This window comes from Mycobacterium sp. RTGN5 (assembly GCF_033804465.1).
Classification (GTDB): Bacteria; Actinomycetota; Actinomycetes; order Mycobacteriales; family Mycobacteriaceae; genus Mycobacterium.
In genome coordinates, this window is the sequence record NZ_JAPZLA010000001.1 from 1,377,636 (window position 1) to 1,401,261 (window position 23,626).

The window sequence follows — 23,626 nt, forward strand, 5'->3', positions numbered from 1 at the left end:
GTGCCCCACGTCAAGTACCGTTCCCCGTCGATCGCACCGGCCTATACCGGGCGACTGTCCACCGATCCCATCCCGTCGCTACGGCTGCCCGACGAGGCGATGGAACCCTCTGCGGCATACCGGTTCATCCACGACGAGCTGATGCTCGACGGCAGCTCCCGGCTCAACCTGGCGACGTTCGTCACGACCTGGATGGACCCAGAGGCTGAGAAGCTGATGGCCGAGACCTTCGACAAGAACATGATCGACAAGGACGAGTACCCGGCCACCGCCGCCATTGAGTCGCGTTGTGTGGCAATGGTTGCCGATCTGTTCCACGCCGAGAACCTGCGCGACGACGACGCCGCGACCGCGGTCGGCGTATCCACGGTCGGTTCGTCGGAGGCGGTGATGCTCGGCGGGCTCGCGCTGAAGTGGCGGTGGAAGGAGCGCGTCGGGGACAAGTGGAAGACGCGGACCCCCAATCTGGTGATGGGCTCCAACGTGCAGGTGGTGTGGGAGAAGTTCTGCCGCTACTTCGAAGTCGAGCCGCGCTACATCCCGATGGCCGAGGACCGCTTCGTGATCACCCCCGAACAGGTCCTCGAGTACGTCGACGAGGACACCATCGGGGTGGTGGCGATCCTGGGCACCACCTACACCGGTGAACTGGAGCCGATCGCCGAGATTTGCGAGGCCCTGGATAAACTGCAGCAGGACAAGGGACTTGACGTCCCAGTGCATGTCGACGCCGCCAGCGGCGGGTTCGTGGTGCCGTTCCTTCACCCAGATATCAAGTGGGACTTCCGGCTGCCACGGGTGGCCTCGATCAACGTCAGCGGCCACAAATATGGACTGACCTATCCGGGCATCGGATTCGTGGTGTGGCGCAACGCTGATGCCCTGCCCGAAGACCTGGTGTTCCGGGTCAACTACCTCGGCGGCGATATGCCGACGTTCACGCTCAACTTCTCCAAGGGCGGCAACCAGGTTGTCGGCCAGTACTACAACTTCCTGCGCCTGGGCCGAGCCGGCTACACCCATGTGATGCAGTGCCTGGCGGCTACGGCGCGCTGGCTGTCCGACCAGTTGGAGGGCTGCCAGCACTTCGACGTGATCTCCGACGGGTCAGCTATTCCGGTGGTGGCATTCCGGCTGAAGGGCGGCTACGGCTACAACGAGTTCGACATCTCGGCCGGCCTGCGCTCCTACGGCTGGCAGGTACCTGCCTACACCATGCCCGAAGGCGCCGAGAATATTACGGTGCTGCGGGTGGTGGTGCGCGAGGGCTTCTCCGCCGACCTGGCCCGCTCGCTGTGGGCCGACCTGAACGCCGTGCTCACGCACATGGACGCGATCAAACCCGACGGGTACTTCACCCAGGAACACTTCTCACACTGATGGCCGACGCAGACGCTGCAGCATTACGCGCCAGCCGTGCCGACTGGACGGCTCAACACCTCGCGACATACCTCGAATCCGGTGGCGCGCAGGGGCACATCCTCAACCTGAACGATGTCGGTGGCCGTACGTGCACCACCCACGGCCTGATTCGCTATACCGGACGCAAGTCCGGTCAGCGCTACATCAAGCCGCTCATCTACGGCAACTTTGGCGGTGAGATCGTGATCGTCGCGTCGAAAGGTGGTGCCGATAGTCATCCGGAGTGGTACCGCAACGTCGTGTCCCACGACACGCTGGACGTACAGATCGCGACCCAGGCCTTCGAGGCCTCATGGCGCGAACCCGAGGGTGAGGAACGGCATCAGGTGTGGGAGTACATGTGCCATCTGTATCCGCCCTACATCGCGTATCAGCAGTCCACGAGCCGACGCATTCCCATCGTCATGCTGAATCTGTTGCGACCGACCGCGATATTCACGGCGGAAAGCTAGCGCACCCGCTCATTGGCTGGGTCGTAGATTGCCTTGAGCGACACGGTGATCGGGTAGGTATCGCCGCCGACGTTGACGGCGTAGGAACCTGCCCGCACCCAGTCGGGTGTGACGACCGCGTCGTCGGGGGACCGGACGTAGGCCAGGCCGACGCAGGCCCCGGTGGTGGCTCCCCACGCCGCCGAACTGACCTGCCCGGCGACGGCGCCGTCCCGCAGGATCAGCTCGCCGCCCCACAGCATCGGCTCCGCTGAGTCGACGGCGAAGCTGACCAGTCGCCGGCGCGGGCCTTCGGCCTTGGCCTTCTCCACCGCGGCACGGCCGAGAAAGTCGATGTCGGACTTGAGCTTGCAGGCGAACAGCAGGCCGGCTTCGACAGGATTGTCGCTGGGGGTCAGTTCCCGGCCGAACGCGCGGTAGCCCTTCTCCAGCCGCATCGACTCGATCGCGTAGTAGCCACCGCGGGCGATGCCGAACCGCGCACCGGCCGATAACAGGTCCTCGTAGACCCCGACCGCGAATTCGGCGGGAACGTAGAGCTCCCAACCCAGTTCGCCGACATACGTGATGCGGGTGGCCCGCACCGTCGCGTAGCCCAGCGAGATCAGCTGGCTGGTGGCGAAGGGGAACGCCGCGTCGGACAGGTCGGCGTCGGTCAGGCTGCCGAGCAGCTCACGTGACGCCGGGCCCATCACCCCGAACACCGCCATCGACGACGTGACGTCGACCAGCTCGGCGTGCGCCCCGGCCGGCAGGTTCTTGCGGATGTGATCCTTGTCCCGCTCGGTGGTGGCCGCGCTGCTGACGATCAGGAACTCCTGCGCCCCGGTGCGGGTGACGGTGACGTCGGACTCGTAGGTGCCGCGTTCGTTGAGCAGGCCGGTGTACACCGACTTGCCCACCGGCACAGCGACATCGGCGGTGCACAGCCACTGCAATGCGGCCTCGGCATCCGGTCCGGCAAGCACGTACTTCGAGAACGAGGTCTGGTCGAAGACGGTGACCGCGGTGCGGGTGTTCACCTGTTCGGCCGCCGACCAGGGCAGCCAGTTCTGCTTGCCCCACGAGTATTCGATGACCGGCTCGCTGCCCGGCGGGGCGAAGAAGTTGGCCCGCTCCCAGCCCATCCGGCTGCCGAAGTTGGCGCTGGCGGCAACCAGCAGATGGTGCACCGGTGAGCGACGGAACGGCCGTGCGGTCGCCAGTTCGCGGTTGGGCCAGGGAATCTCGTAGTGCACGCCGAGGATCTCGGCAACCCGGTCGTGCAACCAGGCGACGTTGCCGTTGAACGGCGCGAAGCGACGGATGTCGACGCCGGTGAGATCGCTGGTGGGGGAGCCGTTGACGATCCACTCCGCCAGCGCGCGACCGGCGCCGCCGGCCGACGCGATGCCCACCGAGTTGAAGCCCGCGCCGACGAAGAAGTTGGCGCACTCGGGTGCCTCGCCGAGGATGAACTGGTTGTCCGGAGTGAAACTCTCCGGCCCGTTGTAGAGCTTCTTCAGCCCGGTGTGCTCCAGGGCTGGAATCCGCAACAGCGCGTTGTCCATCAGGATTTCGAAGTGCTCCCAATCCTCGTCGAGGAGCTGAAATTCGAACGGGTAGGGGATCTTGTCGGGTGCCACCCACGGCTTGGCCTCCGGCTCGAAGCCCCCGATGACCAGGCCGCCGACTTCTTCCTTGAAGTAGGTGTAGCCGTCGGGGTCGCGCAGGATCGGCAGGTCGGGGTGCACGCCGGCGATGGTCTCGGTGACGACGTAGAAGTGCTCGGCGGAGTACAGCGGCACGTTGACTCCGGCCATCGCGCCGATCGCCTTGGCCCATTGCCCGGCACAGTTGACCACGATCTCGGCTTCGATGTCGCCGGCGTCGGTGCGCACGCCGGTTGCCCGTCCCTCGTCGGTGAGCACGTCGAGCACGCGGACGTGTTCGAAGACCTTCGCACCGCGCTGCCGGGCGCCCTTGGCCAACGCCATCGTCAGGTCCGTCGGATTGGCCTTGCCGTCAGCCGGCAGCCAGATCGCGCCGACCAGATCGTCCACCCGGATCACCGGGTACCGGTCGAAAGCTTCGTCGGGGCTGAGCAGTTCGCAGTCGAGCTGGTAGGCCGCCGCGTTGGCGGCCGTGCGGCGCAGCTGTGTCATCCGATCCTCGGTGCGGGCCACCGTCACTCCGCCGCACTGCTTGTAGCCGGCACTCAGCCCGGTCTCGGCCTCCAGCTCCGCGTACAGCTGGGTGGAGTACTGCACCAGCCGGGTGCCGCTCTCCGAGGCGCGCAGCTGCCCGACCAGACCCGCTGCGTGCCAGGTCGTTCCGCAGGACAGCTGACCTTGCTCGAGCAGCACGACGTCGGTGTGGCCGAGCTTGGTGAGGTGGTAGGCGACGCTGGTGCCGATGACGCCGCCACCGATGATGACGATCTGGGCGCGGTCGGGCAGCGGTGCGGTCGGCATGGGTTCCTATCGGTCGTCAGTCGGATGCTTGTGCGTCGGCCAGCAGGCGGGGAAAGTCTGGTCCGCGGAATTCGGCGATGGCGGACTCGTAGCGTTCCATCGCCCATTCCCAAAAGTCGAAATCCAAAGAGCTGGAGCCATTCTGGATACATCCCCACAAAGTCCAGCCGTACTTGCCGATGATTCCCTGCAGGCGGGCCCTGGCTGTCTTGTGCCGCAGCCGGCGGCCGTAGTACAGCGTGACCAGTTCATCGAGCTGATCGGTGGACAGCCCGCACTCGGCCCCGATGTTGCCCAGCTCGAAACACGGATCGTTGTTGCCGGAGTACTCGTAGTCGATCAGCCAGACCTTCTCGCCGGTGTCGACGAAGTTCCCCGCCAGCAGATCGTTGTTGCACGGGACGGTGATGTGCTCGGAAGGGCCGAGAATCCTTCTTACCGCCTGGAATTCGCGGGTGTAGTACAGGTAGTCGGTCGGTATGCGGAAGCCACGCTCTTGCACCACCTTCAGGTAGGCGGGCTGGCGCTCGAACATGTTGAACTGGTCGCGGAAGCGGGGTCCGGCGTGCAGGGCCCGGCAGCCGGCGGCCACCCGCGCCAACACATCGGGGCGCTGCAGGTCGGCGTTGGTCAACGTGGTGCCCTCGAGGAAGCCCACCAGCAGGATGCCCAGATCGGGGCGGTAGTCGATCACCGGTGCGCCGACACCGGCCTGCGCGGCGGCCTTGCTGTTGTAGTACTCGTTGTCGCGATCGATGCCGAGGAGGTTCGTGCTGTTGACGCTGCACCGGGCGACGTACGTTCCGGCCGGCGTGACGATCTTGATGTTGCGGTTGGTCAGGCCGCCCGAGAGTTCCTCGAGCTGGCGCGGCTGGCCGGCCAGTACCGGCAGCTGGTCCAGCAGCGCATCCAGTTCCGGGTCAGACGGGAACGGCATACCAACATCCTCGCGCCGGGAGGGGCATCGCGTCTAAAAGACTAGACTATTGACTTGTGTCGGTGCCAATGCTCGCTCGTGCGGTGATATCGGACTGGGCCAATGCCCAGCGGCCCGCGGTGATCTTCGATTTCAACGGGACGCTGTCCGATGACGAGCCGATCCTGTTCCGCATCTTCAGTGAGCTGTTCGGCGAACACCTGGGCTGGGCGATGACCCAGCAGGACTACGACAGTCAGCTGCTGGGCCACAGCGACCGCGAGATCGTCGAGAAGGCCCTTCAGATCACCGGTGCCCACAGCGATATCGACGCGCTGCTCGCCTTGCGCAAGAAGCGCTACCGCGAACTGGTGGCCGGCGACAACCCAATCCAGCCTGACACCGTGCGGCTGGTGCAGTTGCTGGCCGAGCACGGGGTACCGCTGGCCATCGTCACCGGCGCCCAGCGCGACGATGTCCGCGCCGTCCTGGAAAGCAGTCCGGTCGGTGAGCTGATCGGCATCGTCGTCGCCGAAGAGGACGTCACCCGCGGTAAGCCCGATCCGGAAGGATTCCTTACTGGAGCGGCCCAACTCGGCTGTGCACCAACCGATATCGTGGTCTTCGAAGACTCGGTGCCCGGGGTGCGGGGCGCGCTCGCGGCGGGTATGCGCTGCATCGCGGTGGGTGCAGCGCCCGGCGACGAACTGAAAGCGGTGGCGCCAGCGCTAATCCCGCGGCTCTCGGCAGACGTCATCGAGCACGTGCTGCGCGAGCTCTAGGACGCCGGCGAGGTCTCCACTTCGGCATCGGGGCCGCGGTCCACGCCGGAGCGCACCCGGATGCGGGTGCGGTCGGAGCGGAAGTAGTCGTGAGAGAACTCCACCGGAACGCCATTGCGGTCGTATGCGGTTCGCGTCACCAGCAACAGCGGGTCGCCGACGGCAACGCGGAGCAGTTCGGCCGACGACTCGGACGCCGAGGTGGCCTCGATGTGCTCGTCTGCCGAGAACAGCGGGGTGTCGAAGTCGTCGGCCATCAGCGTGTACACCGAGCCGGTCAGATCGGCCGACAGCAGGCCGGGGAACCGGGCGGCCGGCAGATAGGTCTCCTCCAGCAGCACGGGCGTGTTGTTGGCCGATCGGATGCGGATGATCTGGTGCACCGGCAGGCCGCGCTTGAGCTGCAAGGCGTGCCGGACATTGCCGGTCGGCTGCCGGGTCGCGGCCCGGATCACCCGCGCGCCGGCGGACATGTCCAGCCGGCGCAGCTGCTCGGTGAAGCCCGGTAGCCCGATGTGGTCGAACTCCAGGCGGGGCGTCTCGACGAAATTGCCCCCGAAACGTCCCCGGCTGCGCCGGATCAGCCCCTTGGCCTCGATGGCGGCCAGTGACTGCCGCAGCGTCATCCTGCTCACGCCCAGCGCACAGGCGATCTCGACTTCGGGGGGCAGCTTGTCGCCGGGCGTCAACCGGCCGGTGACGATGAGTTTCTCCAGCCAGACGGAAATCCGGGAATGGGCCGGCTGCTCGGACGGGCCGCCGAGGTCCGGCCGCTGGGCCAGCACGGCGTCGTCCATCGACAGCACCCGCATTCCGACGACTCTACCGTCCCCAGCGGCCACGAAATGACAGGTCAGCGCCCTATGCGAGCTTCTACGCCGGCTTCTGGGACAATTGGCGGCGGTGACATGAATATGCACACGACTTCGTTGACCCCGTCGACGCAACCCCAGGTTTCCGGTCCAGGTGCCGAAGCGCGGGTTGATCTTGGGGCGATCGCCCACAACGTGCGCGTTTTGCGTGAGCACGCGGGATCCGCACAGGTGATGGCGGTCGTCAAAGCCGACGCCTACGGCCACGGCGCGGTCCAGGCCGGCCGGGCAGCTCTGGCCGCCGGGGCTGCCGAACTCGGCGTCGCGACCATCGACGAGGCGGTGGCACTGCGTGACGGCGGCATCACCGGGCCCGTGCTGGCCTGGCTGCATCCGCCCGGCACCGACTTCGCTCCCGCCTTGACCGCCGACATCCAGGTCGCGGTGTCCTCGGCACGCCAGGTCGCCGAACTGCTCGACGCGGTCGACCGCACCGGGCGCACGGCCGAGGTCACCATCAAGGTCGACACCGGGCTCAACCGCAACGGCGTCAGCCTCGCCGACTTCCCGGCGGTGCTCACCGAACTGCAGCGCGCCGTGGCCGCCGACGCGATCCGGCTGCGCGGGATCATGTCGCATCTGGCCAACGGCGATGTGCCCGATGATCCGCTCAATGATCTTCAGGCGCAGCGCTTTACCGAGGTGATCGCTGAAGCACGCAGGCGGGGAATCGAATTCGAGGTTGCCCATCTGTCGAACTCGCCCTCGGCGATGACGCGGCCCGACCTGGGTTTCGACATGGTGCGTCCCGGTGTCGCGGTCTACGGGCTGAGCCCCATCCCGGACCGCGGTGACATGGGGCTGCGTCCGGCGATGACGCTGAAATGCGCCGTGACGATGGTCAAGCCGGTCAAGGCCGGTGACGGGGTGTCCTACGGGCACACCTGGATCGCTGAGCGGGACACCAACCTGGCCTTGCTGCCCATCGGCTACGCCGACGGGCTGTATCGCCCGCTGGGCGGCCGCATCGACGTGCTCATCAACGGCCGGCTGCGTCGCAGTGTCGGGCGGGTCTGCATGGACCAGTTCGTCGTCGACCTCGGCCCCGGTGTTCCCGACGTGGCCGAGGGTGACGAGGCAATCTTGTTTGGCCCTGGCACATCCGGGGAACCAACGGCCCAGGACTGGGCCGACTTACTCGGCACCATTCACTACGAGGTGGTCACCAGCCCGCGCGGCCGGGTGGTGCGCACGTATCGGGAGGCCGACACTGGTGGGCAGTGACGACGAGACCAGCTCGAAGCGCGGGATCGACGAACGGTTGGCGCGCCGTGCCGCGAAGAGTGCCGAGCGGTTGGCGCGCAAAGCCGACCATCCCGGACTCGGCGTCGGCAAGAAAGCCGGATTGCTGGCCGGAATGGCGGGGCTGAGCGCGGTCGGCACCGTCGCCGGGGTATCGGCGGCCCGCGCAATCGGGCACCGCTCCGAGGTCGAAGATCTCTACCAGCGTGAGGATTTCGGGCTTCTGGACGCCGACCGCGGCTGTGTGGTCACCACGCCCGACGGCATCCCGCTGGTGGTGCGCGAGGTCGGCCCGACCACCGCACCGCTGACGGTGGTCTTCGCCCACGGGTTCTGCTTGCGGATGGGATCGTTTCACTTCCAGCGCGCGGCCTTGGCGGCCCGCTGGGGCGATCAGGTCCGGATGGTGTTCTATGACCAGCGCGGACACGGTCAGTCCAGCTCCGCCCCGGTCGACACCTATAACGTGACCCAGCTGGGCCAGGACCTGGAAACCATTCTGCAAGTGATGGTTCCACGCGGACCGGTCGTTCTCGTCGGTCATTCGATGGGCGGGATGACCGTGCTCTCGCACGCCCGCCAGTTCCCCAAGCACTACGGCAGCCGCATCGTCGGTGCGGCGCTGATCTCCTCGGCGTCCGAAGGGCTGTCCCGCTCGCCGCTGGGCGAGATCTTGCAGAACCCCGCGCTGGAGGCGATGCGCTTCGCCGCGCGCTACGCGCCCAAGCTGGTGCACCGCACGCGCGGCGCGGCCCGGTCGGTGATTCGCCCGATCCTGCGGGCCGCCTCCTACGGCGACGACCACATGAGCCCCCGCGTTGTGGCGTTCTCCGAGGAGATGATTCACGACACCCCGATCGCCACCCTGGTCGAGTTCCTGCACGCCCTGGAAGTCCACGACGAGAGCGCGGCGCTGCCGGTGTTGGCCAAGATCCCAACGTTGATCGCCTGCGGTGACCACGATGTGCTGACCCCGATCGTGCACTCCGAGGAAATGGCCGCGGTGTTGCCGAACAGCGAACTGCTGATCGTCGGCGGTGCTGGTCACCTGGTGCAGCTCGAGCAACCCGAGCTGATCAACGACGCACTGGTGCATTTGGTTGAGCGGGCGACCCCGTCGAAACTGGTGGCCTTCACCCGCCGGCTCAAGGACCGGGCCGCCCGTGGATAGGACGCAGGTACGCAGCGGTACGACCGAGCTGCCGACCGTTGACGACACCATCGCATTCGGTGAGCAGCTCGGCCGGCAACTACGCACCGGCGACGTCGTTGTCCTGTCCGGCCCGCTCGGGGCCGGAAAGACCGCCCTCACCAAGGGAATCGCGCTCGGCATGGATGTCGAGGGACCGGTGACCTCACCGACGTACGTGCTGGCTCGCGTTCATCGGGCCCGCCGGGCCGGACAGCCGGAACTTGTGCACGTCGACGTCTATCGCCTGCTCGACCACACCGGCGCCGACCTGCTGGCCGAACTGGATTCGCTGGACCTCGACGCCGATCTCGACGACGCCGTCGTCGTGGTCGAATGGGGTGAGGGCCTGGCCGAGCGGCTCTCGGCGAACCACCTCGACATCACCCTGGCGCGCGGCGCCGACAGCGACGTGCGCACGGTGACGTGGCAGTGGAACCACGAATGATCCGCAATATTCTGGTCATCGACACCGCCACGCCGGCCGTCACCGCGGCGGTGGTGGTCCGTGACGGCGGCGTCGCGGTGGCCGGCGAACGAATCACCCTCGATGCGCGCGCCCACGCCGAGACGCTGACCCCCAACGCGGTGGCGGCGGTCGCCGACGCCGGGCTGACGATGGCCGATCTGGATGCCGTCGTCGTCGGTTGCGGCCCAGGGCCGTTCACCGGTCTGCGGGTCGGGATGGCCACCGCCGCGGCCTACGGCCATGCCCTGAACGTGCCCGTCTATGGCGTGTGCAGCCTCGACGCCATCGGAGTGCTCACCACCGGCGAGGTGCTGGTGGTCACGGACGCCCGCCGCCGCGAGGTGTACTGGGCGCGGTATCGCGACGGGGTGCGCATCGAGGGCCCGGATGTGGCCGCGCCCGGCGACGTGCCGGTCGGTGATGCCGAAACCGTCGCGGGATCACCTGAGCACGCCGCTCTGTTCGCACTTCCCGTCGTCGGCGCTGCCTACCCGACCGCGGCGGGTCTGGTTGCCGCCGTTGCCGATTGGAACGGCGAGCCCGCCCCGCTGGTGCCGCTGTATCTGCGCCGCCCCGACGCCAAGACCCTGGCCGAACGGGGCGTGTTGCGGTGAACGTCCTGTACGGCCCGATGCACAAAGCCGACGCTGCCCGCTGCGCCGAGCTGGAGAACATGTTGTTCGACGGGGACGACCCGTGGCCGGATTTCGCGTTCATCCGTGAGCTGGACGCCCCGCACAACCGCTATGTGGCTGCCCGGGTCGATGACAAGCTTGTCGGTTACGCCGGCATCTCCCGGCTGGGCCGCGCCGAGCCGTTCGAATACGAAATTCACACCGTAGGTGTCGATCCCGCATATCAGGGGCACGGGATCGGCCGGCAGATGATGATCGATCTGCTCGGCGCGGTGGGCCCGGAGTCGTTGGTGTACCTGGAGGTTCGCACTGACAACGAGGCGGCGATCGCGCTCTACACCAGCCTCGGTTTCGCCAGGGTCGGGGTGCGCAAGCGCTATTACCGGGTCAGCGGCGCCGATGCCTACACCATGCGACGGGACCCGGCATGATCATCCTCGCCATCGAAAGCTCTTGTGACGAAACCGGAGTCGGCATCGCCCGGCTGGACGACGACGGCACGATCACGTTGCTGGCCGATGAAATGGCCTCCAGCGTCGACGAGCACGCCCGGTTCGGCGGGGTGGTTCCCGAGATCGCGTCGCGGGCCCACCTGGAAGCTCTGGGGCCGACCATGCGCCGCGGGCTGCAGACCGCAGGCATCGACAAGCCCGATGTCGTCGCGGCCACCATCGGACCGGGCCTGGCCGGCGCGTTACTGGTCGGGGTGGCTGCGGCCAAGGCCTACGCCGCCGCGTGGGGCGTGCCGTTCTACGCCGTCAACCACCTCGGCGGGCACCTGGCCGCCGACGTCTACGACCACGGCCCGCTGCCCGAATGTGTTGGCCTGCTGGTGTCTGGCGGGCATACCCATCTGCTGCACGTGCGCTCGCTGGGTCAGCCGATCATCGAACTCGGCAGCACCGTCGACGACGCGGCGGGGGAGGCCTACGACAAAGTGGCCCGGCTGCTGGGCCTGGGCTATCCGGGCGGACGCCCCCTCGACGAGCTGGCCCGCACCGGCGATCGCAACGCAATCGTCTTCCCGCGCGGCATGACCGGTCCCCGCGACGAACCGTTCGCGTTCTCCTTCTCCGGGCTCAAGACCGCCGTCGCCCGCTACGTCGAAAACCATCCCGACGCGCCGACCGCCGACGTCGCTGCGGGGTTCCAGGAAGCCGTCGCCGACGTGCTCACCGCCAAGGCAGTGCGGGCAGCCGGCGAACTCGGGGTGTCGACGCTACTGATCGCCGGTGGGGTGGCGGCCAACTCGCGGTTGCGGGAATTGGCCGAAGAGCGTTGTGCGGCAGCGGGTTTGACGCTACGGATTCCGCGACCGCGGTTGTGCACCGACAATGGGGCAATGATCGCCTCGTTTGCCGCGCACCTCATCGCCGCCGGAGCGGCTCCGTCGCCGCTGGACGTGCCCAGCGACCCCGGCCTGCCGGTCGTGGCCGGCCAGGTCACCACGAGCCGATCTGCTCGTTGATGCACTACGACATCAGGTTGCGTCCCGCGCAGCCGGCCACCCCAGCGTCGGACGCCTTCGCCATCCACCGTCGCGAGGTGCCAGCCAGTCCGGGCCGTGACGGCCTGACGGTCGCCTACGTCCACGAAGGTATCGGCGGTTATCCGCTGCTCCTGCTGCACGGCTATCCCGAGACCAAACGGATCTGGTGGCGCAATATCGCCGCGCTGGTCGCCGCGGGCTACGAGGTGATCGCCCCGGATCTGCGCGGGCACGGTGACTCCGATCTGTCCCAGGACGACGTCTACGACATCGCGGCCTACAGCCGGGATATCTACCTGCTGGCCCACGACGTTCTCGGCCACGCGCACTGCGGGGTGGTCGGCGGCGACGTCGGTGGCGTGGTCGCGGTGGACCTGTTGCACCGGTATCCGGGCTTCGTCGACAAGCTGGTCTTCTTCGACACCGTGCCGCCCCTGGTGTTCGAGGACTACGTCGCCGCCGGGATCGACCCGGCCGCGATCTTGAGCGACGGACCGACCGGCGACTACCGCCACCGTCAGGGCGAGACGCCGGACGAGCTGGCCGCCGAGCTGGACACCGTCGACAAGCGGCGGCGCTACGTCGGCGAGATGTACGGACACCGGCTGTGGGCGTCGCCGGGCACGTTCGACAAGGCCGACGTTGACTTCATGACCGAACCCTTCGGCACTGAGGAACGGCTGCGGGCCGGCTGGGCCGTCTACCAGCTGGCCTACGGCAGGCCGTCGAGCGAGCCGCCGATCATGGACCGCAAGGTCGATGTGCCGACCCTGATCCTTTACGGCATGGATGACCACGTCGTCGGCCCGGAGTTTGTGCACCTGTGCGAGGTGGCCTTCACCAACCGCACCGGACCCGTCGTGTTGCCCGGAGCCGGGCACTTCCTGCAATGGGAACGAGCCGATCTCTTCAATGCCCTGGTCATCGCGTTCTTTGGCGACCTGCGCGTGCTGCACGAGCGACCGGTCTGAGCCCTGGCTTCCGCTCTCGGCGAATCCGCAGGAGGCCACCCTTGAGTGCTAGCACTCGCATGTATAGAGTGCTAGGTGGCTTGCGGACAAACCCCTGTGTCGGCTCCCGCGACGACGACGCGAGGGTGTGGACGTATGCCGAACACCTTGTAATTCCGACTGGTCCGGGTGCACAAGCCCCGGCCCGCAAGCTAACTAAGTGGAGGACTCCATCGTGGCCGTGAACATCAAGCCACTCGAGGACAAGATCCTCGTACAGGCCAATGAGGCCGAGACGACCACCGCGTCGGGTCTGGTCATCCCGGACACCGCCAAGGAGAAGCCGCAGGAAGGCACCGTCGTTGCAGTCGGCCCCGGCCGCTGGGACGAGGATGGCGAAAAGCGGATTCCGCTCGACGTCGCCGAGGGTGACACCGTCATCTACAGCAAGTACGGCGGCACCGAAATCAAGTACAACGGCGAGGAGTACTTGATCCTGTCGGCGCGCGACGTGCTGGCGGTCGTCAACAAGTAACAACCGTGAACCGCCCCGGAGATCCCCGTATTCGTACGGGTGGTTTCCGGGGCGGATCGCGCTTAAGCCAAGTCAGGACTGACATATGAGCAAGCAGATTGAGTTCAACGAGACTGCGCGCCGGGCCATGGAGATCGGCGTCGACAAGCTCGCCGACGCCGTGAAGGTGACGCTGGGCCCGCGTGGTCGCCACGTAGTGCTCGCCAAGGCGTTCGGTGGCCCGACGGTCACCAACGACGGCGTGACCATCGCCCGCGAAATCGAGCTCGAGGATCCGTTCGAGAACCTCGGCGCTCAGCTGGTGAAGTCGGTGGCCACCAAGACCAACGACGTCGCCGGTGACGGCACCACCACGGCCACCGTGCTCGCACAGGCCATCATCAAGAACGGCCTGCGCAACGTGGCCGCGGGTGCCAACCCGATCGCGCTCGGCACGGGCATCAGCCGGGCGGCCGACGCCGTGTCCGAGGCGCTGCTGGCGGCGTCCAAGCCGGTGTCGGACAAGGTCGCCATCGGCCAGGTCGCCACCGTTTCCTCGCGTGACGAGGAAGTCGGCGAGCTGGTCGGCGAGGCGATGACCAAGGTCGGTACCGACGGTGTGGTCAGCGTCGAGGAGTCCTCGACCATGAACACCGAGCTGGAGATCACCGACGGTGTCGGTTTCGACAAGGGCTTCATCTCGGCCTACTTCGTCACCGATTTCGATTTGCAGGAGGCCATCTTCGAGGACGCGCTGATCCTGCTGCACCGCGACAAGATCAGCTCGCTGCCCGACCTTCTGCCGCTGCTGGAGAAGGTGGCCGAGTCCGGTAAGCCGCTGTTGATCGTTGCCGAGGACGTCGAGGGTGAGGCGCTGTCGACCCTGGTCGTCAACGCCATCCGCAAGACGCTCAAGGCCGTTGCCGTCAAGGCGCCGTTCTTCGGTGACCGCCGCAAGGCGTTCCTCGATGACCTGGCGGTCGTGACCGGCGGTCAGGTGGTCAACCCCGACGTCGGCCTGCTGCTGCGTGAGGTCGGCCTCGAGGTGCTGGGCTCCGCGCGCCGCGTGGTGGTCAGCAAGGACAGCACCGTCCTCGTGGACGGCGGCGGCAGCGCCGACGAGATCGCGGGCCGCGTCAAGCAGCTCAAGAGCGAGATCGAGGCGAGCGAATCCGATTGGGACCGCGAGAAGCTGCAGGAACGCCTGGCCAAGCTGGCCGGCGGTGTTGCGGTGATCAAGGTCGGTGCGGCCACCGAGACCGCGCTCAAGGAGCGCAAGCACCGGGTCGAGGACGCCGTTGCGGCTGCCAAGGCTGCGGTCGAGGAGGGCATTGTCGCCGGCGGCGGTAGCGCCCTGGTGCAGGCGAACAAGGCACTCGATTCGCTGCGGGCAGAGCTGTCCGGCGACGAGCTGCTCGGCGTCGAGGTGTTCGCCTCGTCGTTGTCGGCACCGCTGTTCTGGATCGCCACCAACGCCGGTTACGACGGTGCCGTCGTGGTCAACAAGGTCAGCGACCTGCCCGTCGGGCACGGCTTCAACGCCGCGACGCTGACCTATGGCGACCTGATCGCCGATGGTGTGATCGATCCGGTGAAGGTGACCCGCTCCGCGGTGCTCAACGCCGCATCGGTGGCACGCATGGTGCTCACCACTGAGACCGCGATTGTCGAGAAGCCTGCCGCGGCAGTCGACGACGGTCACGGCCATCATGGGCACGCGCACTAAATAGCTTCAACGAAACACCCCCGGTCCTGTTGGGCCGGGGGTGTTTTCGTGTCTAGTCCTTCGCGTGCCACAACAGATCTGGCGTGGCACTGCACCGGCGTGCATACTTTCGACGCATGAGCATGGCATACCTGGCGCAACCGAACCAGCAGCAACAGTTGGAGTGGCTCGATGGCGGCACGCTGGCGATCCTGCTCGACGGCAAGGCCACCGACGGCCAGTTGATGGTTGGGCGATTCGATGTCAGTGAGGGTGAAGCACCTCCGTATCACAAGCACACGCGTGAGGATGAGGTCTTCATGCTGATCAAGGGGACCGCATTGCTCTGGCTCGATGAACAGGAGATGGAACTCGCGGAAGGCGGGATTGTCTTCTTGCCCAAAAACATTCCGCACGCATACCGCATAACGTCGAAGAAGGCGGACCTGCTGATGATCAACACCCCTGCGGGAATCGAAGGAATGTTCCGGTACGCAGGCCGAGACAAGGCAACGCCGCGCCCGGACGGTTTCGAAATATCACCCGCACGGATGGCTGAAGGGGCCGACAAGTTCGGGCAGATTATTCTCGGCCCCCCGCGCTGACCGCGGAGACAGCCGACGAGCATGCCGGCCAGGACTCGTACGGACATACAACGGCCCAATAAGGGGCCCGCCGATTTTGACGTTTCGGTCAATTGACAGAAAGTTCCCCATATTCTCCCAGTGACCAAGGATCAGGGACGGGGACGGGGATTTTCATTGTGATTCGATCTATCGGCTTGCTTGCCGTATCGGCTTTTGGTGTCATCGCTATCGGTGTCGCGGCACCCGCGAGCGCACAACCAACGGTGCCGTTCAAGAACTGCACGGCGGCCAAAGCGGCTGGGTATTGCGACATACCTTCTAACAGCTCGTTGTATACGTCGAGCCAGGACCGCGACAGCGACGGCGTCGCGTGTGAGTGCTGATTAGCCGGGCCGCATAGCACCAGACCGATCCTATTGGGCCGGAGGTGTTTTCACACCAGCGAGGTTGCGATGTCGACCTCGGACGTCAGTGTCTGGTGGACAGGGCAACGGTCGGCGATCTCCAGAAGCCGCTGGCGTTGGGTGTCGTCGAGATCGCCGATCAACTCGATAGAGCGATCGATGTGACTGATCAAGCCCTTGGTGGTCTCACAATGCGCGCAGTCCTCGGCGTGAATGCGGCTGTGCCGCAACGTCACCTCGACCCGCTCGAGTGGCCAGCCCTTTTTGTTGGCGTACATGCGCACCGTCATCGAGGTGCATGAACCGAGGGCGGCGAGCAATAGGTCGTAGGGCGTCGGCCCGGCGTCGTCGCTGATCGGCCGCGGTTCGTCTGCGACCAGCTGATGCGGACCTGCCGTGATCTGTTGCGTGTAGGTCCCCGAACCGGTTTCGGTCACGGTCACTGTGCCCTCGGAAGCGGCAGAGCCGGTGGTAGATGTCGTCATGGCTCAATCCAACATCACCGATCCAGGGGTCGGTGACATTTCAAAACTTGTCGTACCCTGCTGCGATAATTTCGTTATGTCCTCGATGGCCGTGCTCAGTTCTCAGGAGCGCCTTGAGGTGTTGTTCGAGGAGTTGTCGGAGCTGGCCGGTCAGCGCAACGCGATCGATGGTCGCATTGTGGAGATCGTCGCCGAGATTGACCACGACGGGATCTGGGGCGCTACCGGGGCGCGTTCGGTTTCGGCGATAGTGGCGTGGAAGCTGGGTACCTCATTGACCACTGCCAACACCATCTCGGCTGTCGCGCACCGGCTCCCGGAGTTCCCCCGCTGCGCCCAAGGCATGCTGGAGGGCCGGCTGTCGGTGGACCAGGTCGGGGTCATCGCCGCACGGGCCGCCGACGGATCCGATGAGCACTACGCCCAACTCGCCTCGGTCGCGTCGGTCAGCCAGCTGCGTACCGCCGTCAAGCTCGAGCCCCGACCCGAACCCAACCGCTGGCAGGAACCGCAACGCTGCGTCAAGAAAAACGTCCAACGACGACTCCACCAGCTGGAAGATCACCCTGCCAAACGATGAGGCCGGGACCTTCGACGCCGCCCTGCAGTCCCATCACGATGCGCTGGTCGCCGACTGGAAACGCGATCACGACGATGCCGACGGTTCCGATAATGCGCCGCCGTTGCCGAACACCACTGATGCGTTCATGAGTCTGGTCGAAGCCGGCTGGGACTCCGATGTGGACCGCCGTCCCCACGGGCAACGCACCACCGTCGTCGTGCACCTCGATGTTGAACAACGTATTGGGGCACTACATCTGGGCCCGCTGCTCAGCACGGCTGACCGCCAATACCTGACCTGTGATGCCACCTGCGAGGTGTGGTTCGAACGCGACGGCCAGCCCATCGGCGCGGGCCGCACCACCCGCACCATCAGCCGCCGACTGCGCCGCGCCTTGGAACACCGCGATGCCACCTGCGCAATACCGGGCTGCACCGCCACCCGCGGACTGCACGCCCACCACATCCAACACTGGGAAGACGGCGGACCCACCGAACTACACAACCTCGTGCTGCTGTGCCCCTATCACCACCGGGAACACCACAAACGCGAGATCACCATCAGCGGCCCCGCCGACCACCTCACCGTCATCGACCGCGACGGCAAAACACTCACCCACAGGTCCCTCGCACGCCCACCAAACCTGCCCCCACCACCGGTCCCACCAATGAAGGGACCAACCGGCGAACACATCGACTGGAAGTGGTACCACCCCTTCGAACCCAAAGTCCCGCCAGACAACTAGCGCATTACTGTGCTGTCGGCTGAATCGACACCAGCCGCAAGGTGCCCGGCGAGGCGTCATCCGGCGTGAAACGAACGATTAGGACATCCGGCGGGAACTGCGTCGCAAGATCATTCAGCGTCCTGGGCATGAACACTCGGGACTTGGCATTGCCATACCAGCCGGGGTCGGACGGGTCGACGCTGAGATTGCTCACGCTGTCGATGCTGGCGTCCCAGCGTCGGACGGGGTCCGGCACAGCATCGCCGAATCCCGCCGACTTCTGGTACGCATCCAGTTGTCCGGCAAGGGTGATCGCCGCTCCGCCACCGACCGGTGCGGCGGTGATCGTGCCGTTGATGACGTCAGCGGTCACCGACGTCAGGCGTGCGGTGCACACGTTGTCGACAACGGTGGACGGCACACAGAATTCGGGCAGCGGATCCGCGTGGGCCGGGGCGATATTCAGGACGGCGGGCAGCGCGACCACAGCGACGGCGGCTAGCGCGCGCATTGCCATCGGTACGTCCTTCCTTGAGTCACTGAAATGTATTCGGCCCCACGGGCGCAGGAGTTACACGTCGTCGGTCAATGCGGCACTGAGTCGGCGGGTCACCGACGCGAGCTGCTCACCCATCCGGGTGACGTCCGAACCGCTCATCGGCTCTGCACTGGGCACCAAGCTCAGCATCAGGGAAATGCGAGAGTCCGGCCCGAGGATCGGGGAGTCGATATGGCTCACCGTGTAGGTCGCCTCCGGCGCGAGGCTGACCGGGAACCACTCCTCCTGATGGATCAGTTCGTCGGTCAACGCTTGGGCCAATTGGCTCAGGCGGGTCGACCGAACCTCCGCACTGCGCACGATCAACGCCAGCTCCTGCAGGCGTAGGTCAGGCAGCAGATGCAGCCCCACCGCATAGCCCCGCCCCGCGGCGTTGGTGATGGCTTCGCGGTATCGGGCGCGCACATCCTCGGGTAGCGCACCCAGCCAGCGTTCGCGGGCTTCCGGGCCGGCCCACGCGACGGTCGACGCCCCATACGGTGGGCGGTGCGGGAATTGGGTGCCGATCGGCATCGGGTGACCGCCGCCGTGACGGCTGCGGATCTGATCGACGACGGTCGAATAGTCCTCGTCCACCGAGAACGCCACGCAATGGGCGCCCGTCGCGGCCGACAGCTCGGCCATCGCCGAGCGGGCCAACACCAGCGCCGGATAGCGGCCGGCCGCTTCTTGTCCGAGGCGGACCAGTGCGGGGCCGAGGTGGTACGTCTTGCGAACCGGATCGCGCAGCAGCCAACCGGCTCGCAGCAACTCCGACAACATCGAATGACAGCTGGCTTTGTGAACGCCCAAATGACGCGACACCTCGGCCAACGTCATGCCCTTGCTCCCATCGCCCGCCAGATGCTCGAACAGGTTCACGACCCGTTCGGTCTGAGGGGAGGGGCGGGGAGTCATGGGCCGATGGTCGCATAGTGCGACTGCTTGCGGTGTTATAAGTGACCATGTGACGATAGCCACAATGAACGACCTTCGAGGCAAAGTCGCCGTCGTCACCGGGGGAGCCGGCGGGATCGGCCGCGCCATGGGCAGGCGTTTCGGGCAAGAGGGCATGAAGGTGGTGCTGGCCGATGTCCTCGCCGAACCACTCGACGACGCCACCCGCGCGCTGACCGACGAGGGCGTCGAGGCGATCGGCGTGGTCACCGACGTGACCGACTATCCGTCGGTCGAATCGCTCGCCAAGGCGGCGCTCGATCACTTCGGTTCGATCCACGTCGTCTGCAACAACGCAGGCACCGGCGCGGTCTCCGAGGGATACATGTGGGAACACGACCTCGCCGACTGGCGCTGGGGGATCGACGTCAACGTGCTCGGCGTCATCCACGGCATCAAAGCCTTCGTGCCCATCCTGCTCGAGCAGGGCGACGGGCATGTGGTCAACACCTGTTCGGGCAATGGCGGGTTCGCGCCGATCGCCAGGGGCGCGATGGGCGGACCGGCCACAGCCGTCTACCCGATGACCAAGGCCGCCGTGCTGTGCCTGACCGAAAGCCTTTACACGCATCTGGAGATGACGGAAACCGGGGTGCGAGCCCACGTCCTATTCCCCGGGGGCTTCTTGAACACCGGCATCTGGGAGTCGTGGCGGCATCGGCCCGACCAGTACGCGGCAACCCAGGAACGACGCACACCCGTCCAGACACTGGACAAGGTGGTGGACCGCTTCGAATCTGCCGGTGTCCACATCGAATTCACGCCGCTGGAGACGGTCGCCGACCAGGTGATCGAGGGAATCCGGACGGACAGCTTCTGGATGATGGGCCCGCCCGCACCCTCGGATCAGGTTGTGAGCACCAAGGCCGCGTCGATCCTGGCACGCGGCAAGCCCGACTACCTGGTCGACGTCCTCGGCAAGCACGCCGCGAACGCGTCGGAATCCGAAGGAGGAAAGCGTTGAGCACCAACACAGTTCGTTACGGACCTCGCCCACCCGCGGCTCGGGTGGACCACGAGATCGACGCCACCAAGGCGCCGATCGCCACCGAGGCAGTCACCGTCACCTACCTCACCGACCCGGAGATCGTCGCGGCGGTCTTGCCCAAGCCGCTGGAGCCGGCGGGCGAGCCGCTGGTGCGCGTTCAGCTTCAGCGGGTTCAGATCGAGGGTAGGCCGCCGTTCGGGTCGGCGGTGTTTTCGGTGACCGCCCGCCACGGCGACCTGCTGGGCGACTATCCGCTCTTCATGCCGCAGTCCACCGAACAGTCCGTCACGGGCGGGCGCGAAACCTTCGGCGAACCAAAGAAACTGGCCGAGATCGCCGTCGAGCGCGACAGCGACCGCGTCACCGCCACCGTGGCCCGGCTGGGGTATCGGCTGATCACGGTCGACGGCCGGATCGCCGGCCCGGCGGAGTTGCCGCCCGACCAGGTGAACACCGAGTTCTACTTCAAGTTCCTGCGCGCGCCCGACGGTGGCGGCATCACCGACCCGCACCTGGTCTACGGCGAATATCACCGGCATTACGAGCTGCTCGAAACGATCGATGGCACCGTCGAACTGGGCGAGTCACCGCTAGACCCGTTGGCGGACATCGTTATCCGCGAGATCAAGTCGATCACGTGGTGTCGTCGGCGCACGGTCCAGGTGGGCCGGATCGCGGAACGCGTGCCGCAGGAGTGGCTGTTGCCTTATGTGCACCAGCGCTATGACGACGTGGCCCTGCTCGCCGCCCCCAGGCCCGAGCCGACGCGGGTGTAGCCCATGGACCGCTACACCGTGATTTCGGCTGACTGCCACGCGGGAGCCGACCTGCTCGACTACCGCGACTATCTCGACCCGCTGTATCGGGACGAATTCGACAGCTGGGCAGCGGCATACGTCAACCCGTTCGCCGACCTCGCTGATGCTGACGCAGAACGCAACTGGGACAGCGACCGGCGCAACGCTGACCTGGACAGAGAGGGCGTCGCGGGGGAGGTCATCTACCCCAACACCATTCCGCCGTTCTTTCCTTCCTCAAGCCTGGCGGCCGTCCCACCGGAGACCGCCCGCGAACTGGAGTTGCGCTGCGCGGGCCTGCGTGCGCATAACCGGTGGCTGGCCGACTTCTGCTCCCGGTCGCCCGAGCGGCGTGCCGGGGTGGGCCAGGTCATGCTCCAAGACCTCGATGAAGCGATCACCGAGGTGGCGCAGATCGCCAAACTCGGTCTGCGGGGCGGTGTTCTGCTGCCCGGAATCCCGCCCGGGGCCGCCATTCCGCAGCTCTACGCCGAACACTGGGAGCCACTGTGGGCCGCCTGCGCCGAGGCCGGTGTCGTGATCAACCACCACGGTGGCAATGCCGGACCCAGCCCGCTCGACGGATGGGGCAGCTCGTTCGCGATCTGGGTATACGAGACGCACTGGTTCGCCCACCGGGCGTTGTGGCACCTGATCTTGAGTGGCGCAATGGATCGCCATCCGGACCTCACCGTGGTCTTCACCGAGCAGGGCGCCGGGTGGATTCCGGCGACCCTCGATTCACTCGACGTCGCGGCGGCCCGCTACGCGCGAGAGGGCTCGGCGATCGCCCGCTTCGCCGGGCCCACCGCGGGCTCGCTGAGTCTCAAGCCCAGCGAGTTCTGGTCGCGCCAGTGCTACGTGGGTGCGAGCTTCATGCGGCCTGTTGAATGCGCCGAGCGTCATGACATCGGCGTCGACCGCATCATGTGGGGCAGCGATTACCCACACCTCGAAGGAACGGCCCCCTTCACCCGAGAAGCGTTGCGTTACACCTTCTCCGACGTCCCGGCCGACGAAGTGGCGGCGATCCTCGGCGGAAACGCGGCAGCGGTCTACGGTTTCGACCTCGCTGCGCTGCAACCCTTGACCGACCGCATCGGACCGACAGTGGCCGAGGTCGCCGAACCACTGGCGTCGGTACCGGCGGGTGCGAGCAGCACGGTCTTCGAGCCCGACCCGATTCGTACCTGGTAGCGAAAGGACCATTGTGGACCCGTACACCATCATCTCCGCAGACACCCACGCGGAGCTGCCGACCGAGCAGTACCGCGAGTACGTCGACCCCGAATACCGGGAGGATTTCGAGGCCTACCTCGCTGAGAAGGTCGCGGCATCGCAGGCCGGCGGGTTCATCGACGAGGAGTTCGCCGAGCAATGGTTCGACGAGAACGGCGAAGGTATCGCGGGCGGATGGGATGTCGCACAACGCGATAAGGAGCTCGACGGCGACGGCGTCGTCGGCGAGGTCATCTTCCCCGACGCCGATGCCGTATCGGGCGTTGCCGGGGCGCCCTTCGGCGCCGGCCTCGGGCAGTCGGGCGACCTCGACCCGGGCCGGGCGATGGCCGGGGCGCGGGCCCACAACCGTTGGCTGGCCGAGCTGTGCAGTCACAGCCCCGAGCGACGGGCTGGGGTCGCGGTGATCCCCATCCTGGCCGACGTCGACGCCGCGGTCGCCGAAATCGCCCGAGCCGCAGAGTCGGGACTGCGCGGCGGGATCCTGATCCCGGTGCTCTGGGGTGACTACCCGCCGTACCACGACCGCCGCTACGACAAGGTCTGGGCCGCCTGCCAGGACCTGAATATGCCGGTGCACACCCACGTCGGTCCGGCCCCGAGCGCGGACTACGGACAGCACTTGGGCATTTACACGACCGAGGTGCGGTGGTGGGGAGCCCGCCCCCTGTGGTTTGCCCTGTGGGCCGGCGTATTCGAGCGCTTCCCGAAACTGCGCTGGGGCGCTACCGAGTGCGGTGCGTTCTGGGCCAACGACCTGCTCTGGCTGATGGACACCCGCTTCCTGCGTGAGCACTCGGCGAAGAAGATGAGCCGCCTGCTTGAGGGCGATCTGACGATGCCACCCTCGGCGTACTTCGACCGGAACTGCTTCATCGGCGCCACCACGACCGAGCGCCGGGAACTGGCGCGACGCTACGAGATCGGTGTCCCGAACATGCTGTGGGGCAACGACTATCCGCATCCAGAAGGAACCTGGCCCAACACCCGCAAATGGCTGCGGCACGCATTCTGGGACATCCCCATCGACGAGACCCGGCAGATGCTGGGGCTGGCCGCAGCCGAGATCTACAACTTCGACCTCAAGGCTCTCGCACCGCTCGTCGCACGCATCGGCCCGACACCTGACGATCTCGGCCAGGACGATGCGGTGAGTATCCCCAAATGGGAGGCGGCCCGCCAGGCCGGACGTCACTGGCTGACCGACGCGGAGCCCATTCCCGATCTCGTCGAGAACTGATATAGAAAGGCG

Annotated in this window: 24 protein-coding genes and 1 pseudogene; 19 read left to right on the forward strand and 6 right to left on the reverse strand. The window is 66.5% G+C overall.

Going from position 1 to position 23,626, the window contains the following annotated elements; translation table 11 throughout:
* A complete protein-coding gene (locus tag SLQ31_RS06765) occupies positions 1 to 1,380 on the forward strand; it encodes a glutamate decarboxylase (RefSeq protein ID WP_319430866.1) in 1,380 nt (459 codons plus the stop codon).
* Positions 1,380 to 1,874, forward strand: coding sequence for a nitroreductase/quinone reductase family protein (locus tag SLQ31_RS06770; protein ID WP_319430868.1), 495 nt, complete (start codon positions 1,380 to 1,382; stop codon positions 1,872 to 1,874). Before SLQ31_RS06765 ends, SLQ31_RS06770 begins: the two co-directional genes overlap by 1 nt.
* Here SLQ31_RS06770 and SLQ31_RS06775 read toward each other — a convergent pair.
* Together SLQ31_RS06775 and SLQ31_RS06780 are read right to left on the reverse strand one after the other, a co-directional pair.
* Complete coding sequence (locus SLQ31_RS06775; RefSeq protein WP_319430869.1) at positions 1,871 to 4,327, reverse strand: FAD-dependent oxidoreductase; 2,457 nt, start codon at positions 4,325 to 4,327, stop codon at positions 1,871 to 1,873. The genes SLQ31_RS06770 and SLQ31_RS06775 overlap by 4 nt on opposite strands.
* Before the next feature lie 16 nt (positions 4,328 to 4,343).
* On the reverse strand, positions 4,344 to 5,264 hold the full coding sequence (locus SLQ31_RS06780; protein WP_319430870.1) for a phosphotransferase: 921 nt from the start codon (positions 5,262 to 5,264) through the stop codon (positions 4,344 to 4,346).
* A gap of 56 nt (positions 5,265 to 5,320) precedes the next feature.
* Here SLQ31_RS06780 and SLQ31_RS06785 point away from each other — a divergent pair, with 56 nt between their 5' ends.
* The gene (locus tag SLQ31_RS06785; protein WP_319430872.1) at positions 5,321 to 6,025 is read left to right on the forward strand and encodes an HAD family phosphatase; all 705 of its coding nucleotides are present in this window, start codon (positions 5,321 to 5,323) and stop codon (positions 6,023 to 6,025) included.
* Here the strand turns inward: SLQ31_RS06785 and SLQ31_RS06790 are convergent.
* A complete protein-coding gene (locus tag SLQ31_RS06790) occupies positions 6,022 to 6,837 on the reverse strand; it encodes a GntR family transcriptional regulator (RefSeq protein WP_319430874.1) in 816 nt (271 codons plus the stop codon). The two genes, SLQ31_RS06785 and SLQ31_RS06790, sit on opposite strands and share 4 nt — an antisense overlap.
* 96 nt (positions 6,838 to 6,933) lie before the next feature.
* Between SLQ31_RS06790 and alr the strand changes: the two genes are divergently transcribed.
* The 11 genes from alr (at position 6,934) to SLQ31_RS29465 (ending at position 16,060) form a co-directional block, all read left to right on the forward strand.
* Positions 6,934 to 8,121, forward strand: a complete 1,188-nt coding sequence (alr, locus tag SLQ31_RS06795; RefSeq protein ID WP_319430876.1) for an alanine racemase — start codon at positions 6,934 to 6,936, stop codon at positions 8,119 to 8,121.
* Between the two features lie 133 nt (positions 8,122 to 8,254).
* Positions 8,255 to 9,310: an alpha/beta hydrolase gene (locus SLQ31_RS06800; protein WP_319432898.1), complete on the forward strand. Its 1,056-nt coding sequence runs from the start codon at positions 8,255 to 8,257 to the stop codon at positions 9,308 to 9,310.
* Entirely contained in the window at positions 9,303 to 9,776 is a 474-nt protein-coding gene (tsaE, locus tag SLQ31_RS06805) for a tRNA (adenosine(37)-N6)-threonylcarbamoyltransferase complex ATPase subunit type 1 TsaE (protein WP_319430878.1), read from the forward strand. The genes SLQ31_RS06800 and tsaE overlap by 8 nt, the downstream gene beginning before the upstream one ends.
* Positions 9,773 to 10,411 carry a tRNA (adenosine(37)-N6)-threonylcarbamoyltransferase complex dimerization subunit type 1 TsaB gene (gene tsaB / locus SLQ31_RS06810; protein ID WP_319432900.1) on the forward strand — a complete coding sequence of 213 codons (639 nt, stop codon included), beginning with the start codon at positions 9,773 to 9,775 and terminating at the stop codon, positions 10,409 to 10,411. The genes tsaE and tsaB overlap by 4 nt, the downstream gene beginning before the upstream one ends.
* Complete coding sequence (rimI, locus tag SLQ31_RS06815) at positions 10,408 to 10,863, forward strand: ribosomal protein S18-alanine N-acetyltransferase (RefSeq protein WP_319430880.1); 456 nt, start codon at positions 10,408 to 10,410, stop codon at positions 10,861 to 10,863. The genes tsaB and rimI overlap by 4 nt, the downstream gene beginning before the upstream one ends.
* The gene (gene tsaD / locus SLQ31_RS06820) at positions 10,860 to 11,900 is read left to right on the forward strand and encodes a tRNA (adenosine(37)-N6)-threonylcarbamoyltransferase complex transferase subunit TsaD (RefSeq protein ID WP_319430882.1); all 1,041 of its coding nucleotides are present in this window, start codon (positions 10,860 to 10,862) and stop codon (positions 11,898 to 11,900) included. The genes rimI and tsaD overlap by 4 nt, the downstream gene beginning before the upstream one ends.
* Complete coding sequence (locus SLQ31_RS06825; protein ID WP_319430884.1) at positions 11,900 to 12,892, forward strand: alpha/beta hydrolase; 993 nt, start codon at positions 11,900 to 11,902, stop codon at positions 12,890 to 12,892. Before tsaD ends, SLQ31_RS06825 begins: the two co-directional genes overlap by 1 nt.
* Positions 12,893 to 13,103: 211 nt before the next feature.
* A complete protein-coding gene (gene groES, locus SLQ31_RS06830; protein WP_036346100.1) occupies positions 13,104 to 13,406 on the forward strand; it encodes a co-chaperone GroES in 303 nt (100 codons plus the stop codon).
* Positions 13,407 to 13,491: 85 nt separating this feature from the next.
* A complete protein-coding gene (groL, locus tag SLQ31_RS06835; protein ID WP_319430886.1) occupies positions 13,492 to 15,111 on the forward strand; it encodes a chaperonin GroEL in 1,620 nt (539 codons plus the stop codon).
* Between the two features lie 116 nt (positions 15,112 to 15,227).
* Positions 15,228 to 15,695 carry a cupin domain-containing protein gene (locus SLQ31_RS06840; protein ID WP_319430887.1) on the forward strand — a complete coding sequence of 156 codons (468 nt, stop codon included), beginning with the start codon at positions 15,228 to 15,230 and terminating at the stop codon, positions 15,693 to 15,695.
* Positions 15,696 to 15,940: 245 nt separating this feature from the next.
* Positions 15,941 to 16,060: an excalibur calcium-binding domain-containing protein gene (locus SLQ31_RS29465; RefSeq protein WP_413641907.1), complete on the forward strand. Its 120-nt coding sequence runs from the start codon at positions 15,941 to 15,943 to the stop codon at positions 16,058 to 16,060.
* Positions 16,061 to 16,110: 50 nt separating this feature from the next.
* Here the strand turns inward: SLQ31_RS29465 and SLQ31_RS06845 are convergent, their stop codons facing one another.
* On the reverse strand, positions 16,111 to 16,566 hold the full coding sequence (locus tag SLQ31_RS06845) for an OsmC family protein (protein WP_319430888.1): 456 nt from the start codon (positions 16,564 to 16,566) through the stop codon (positions 16,111 to 16,113).
* Between the two features lie 76 nt (positions 16,567 to 16,642).
* On the opposite strand from SLQ31_RS06845, the pseudogene SLQ31_RS06850 reads away from it, so the two are divergent.
* Positions 16,643 to 17,873 (forward strand): annotated as a pseudogene (locus tag SLQ31_RS06850) (HNH endonuclease signature motif containing protein).
* 4 nt (positions 17,874 to 17,877) lie between these two features.
* On the opposite strand, the gene SLQ31_RS06855 reads toward SLQ31_RS06850, so the two are convergent.
* Both SLQ31_RS06855 and SLQ31_RS06860 read right to left on the reverse strand, forming a co-directional pair.
* Positions 17,878 to 18,372 (reverse strand): hypothetical protein, encoded by a 495-nt coding sequence (locus tag SLQ31_RS06855; protein ID WP_319430889.1) that lies wholly within the window; start codon positions 18,370 to 18,372, stop codon positions 17,878 to 17,880.
* A 54-nt stretch (positions 18,373 to 18,426) separates the two neighbouring features.
* Positions 18,427 to 19,311 (reverse strand): IclR family transcriptional regulator, encoded by an 885-nt coding sequence (locus SLQ31_RS06860; protein WP_319430891.1) that lies wholly within the window; start codon positions 19,309 to 19,311, stop codon positions 18,427 to 18,429.
* Between the two features lie 64 nt (positions 19,312 to 19,375).
* On the opposite strand from SLQ31_RS06860, the gene SLQ31_RS06865 reads away from it, so the two are divergent.
* Genes SLQ31_RS06865 through SLQ31_RS06880 form a run of 4 tightly spaced genes read left to right on the forward strand, consistent with a single transcriptional unit; the run spans position 19,376 to position 23,614 of the window.
* Complete coding sequence (locus SLQ31_RS06865) at positions 19,376 to 20,314, forward strand: SDR family NAD(P)-dependent oxidoreductase (protein ID WP_319430893.1); 939 nt, start codon at positions 19,376 to 19,378, stop codon at positions 20,312 to 20,314.
* Complete coding sequence (locus SLQ31_RS06870) at positions 20,311 to 21,114, forward strand: acetoacetate decarboxylase family protein (protein ID WP_319430894.1); 804 nt, start codon at positions 20,311 to 20,313, stop codon at positions 21,112 to 21,114. The genes SLQ31_RS06865 and SLQ31_RS06870 overlap by 4 nt, the downstream gene beginning before the upstream one ends.
* A gap of 3 nt (positions 21,115 to 21,117) precedes the next feature.
* The gene (locus SLQ31_RS06875) at positions 21,118 to 22,332 is read left to right on the forward strand and encodes an amidohydrolase family protein (RefSeq protein ID WP_319430895.1); all 1,215 of its coding nucleotides are present in this window, start codon (positions 21,118 to 21,120) and stop codon (positions 22,330 to 22,332) included.
* Positions 22,333 to 22,345: 13 nt separating this feature from the next.
* The gene (locus SLQ31_RS06880) at positions 22,346 to 23,614 is read left to right on the forward strand and encodes an amidohydrolase family protein (RefSeq protein ID WP_319430897.1); all 1,269 of its coding nucleotides are present in this window, start codon (positions 22,346 to 22,348) and stop codon (positions 23,612 to 23,614) included.
* The last annotated feature ends 12 nt before the right edge of the window (positions 23,615 to 23,626 follow it).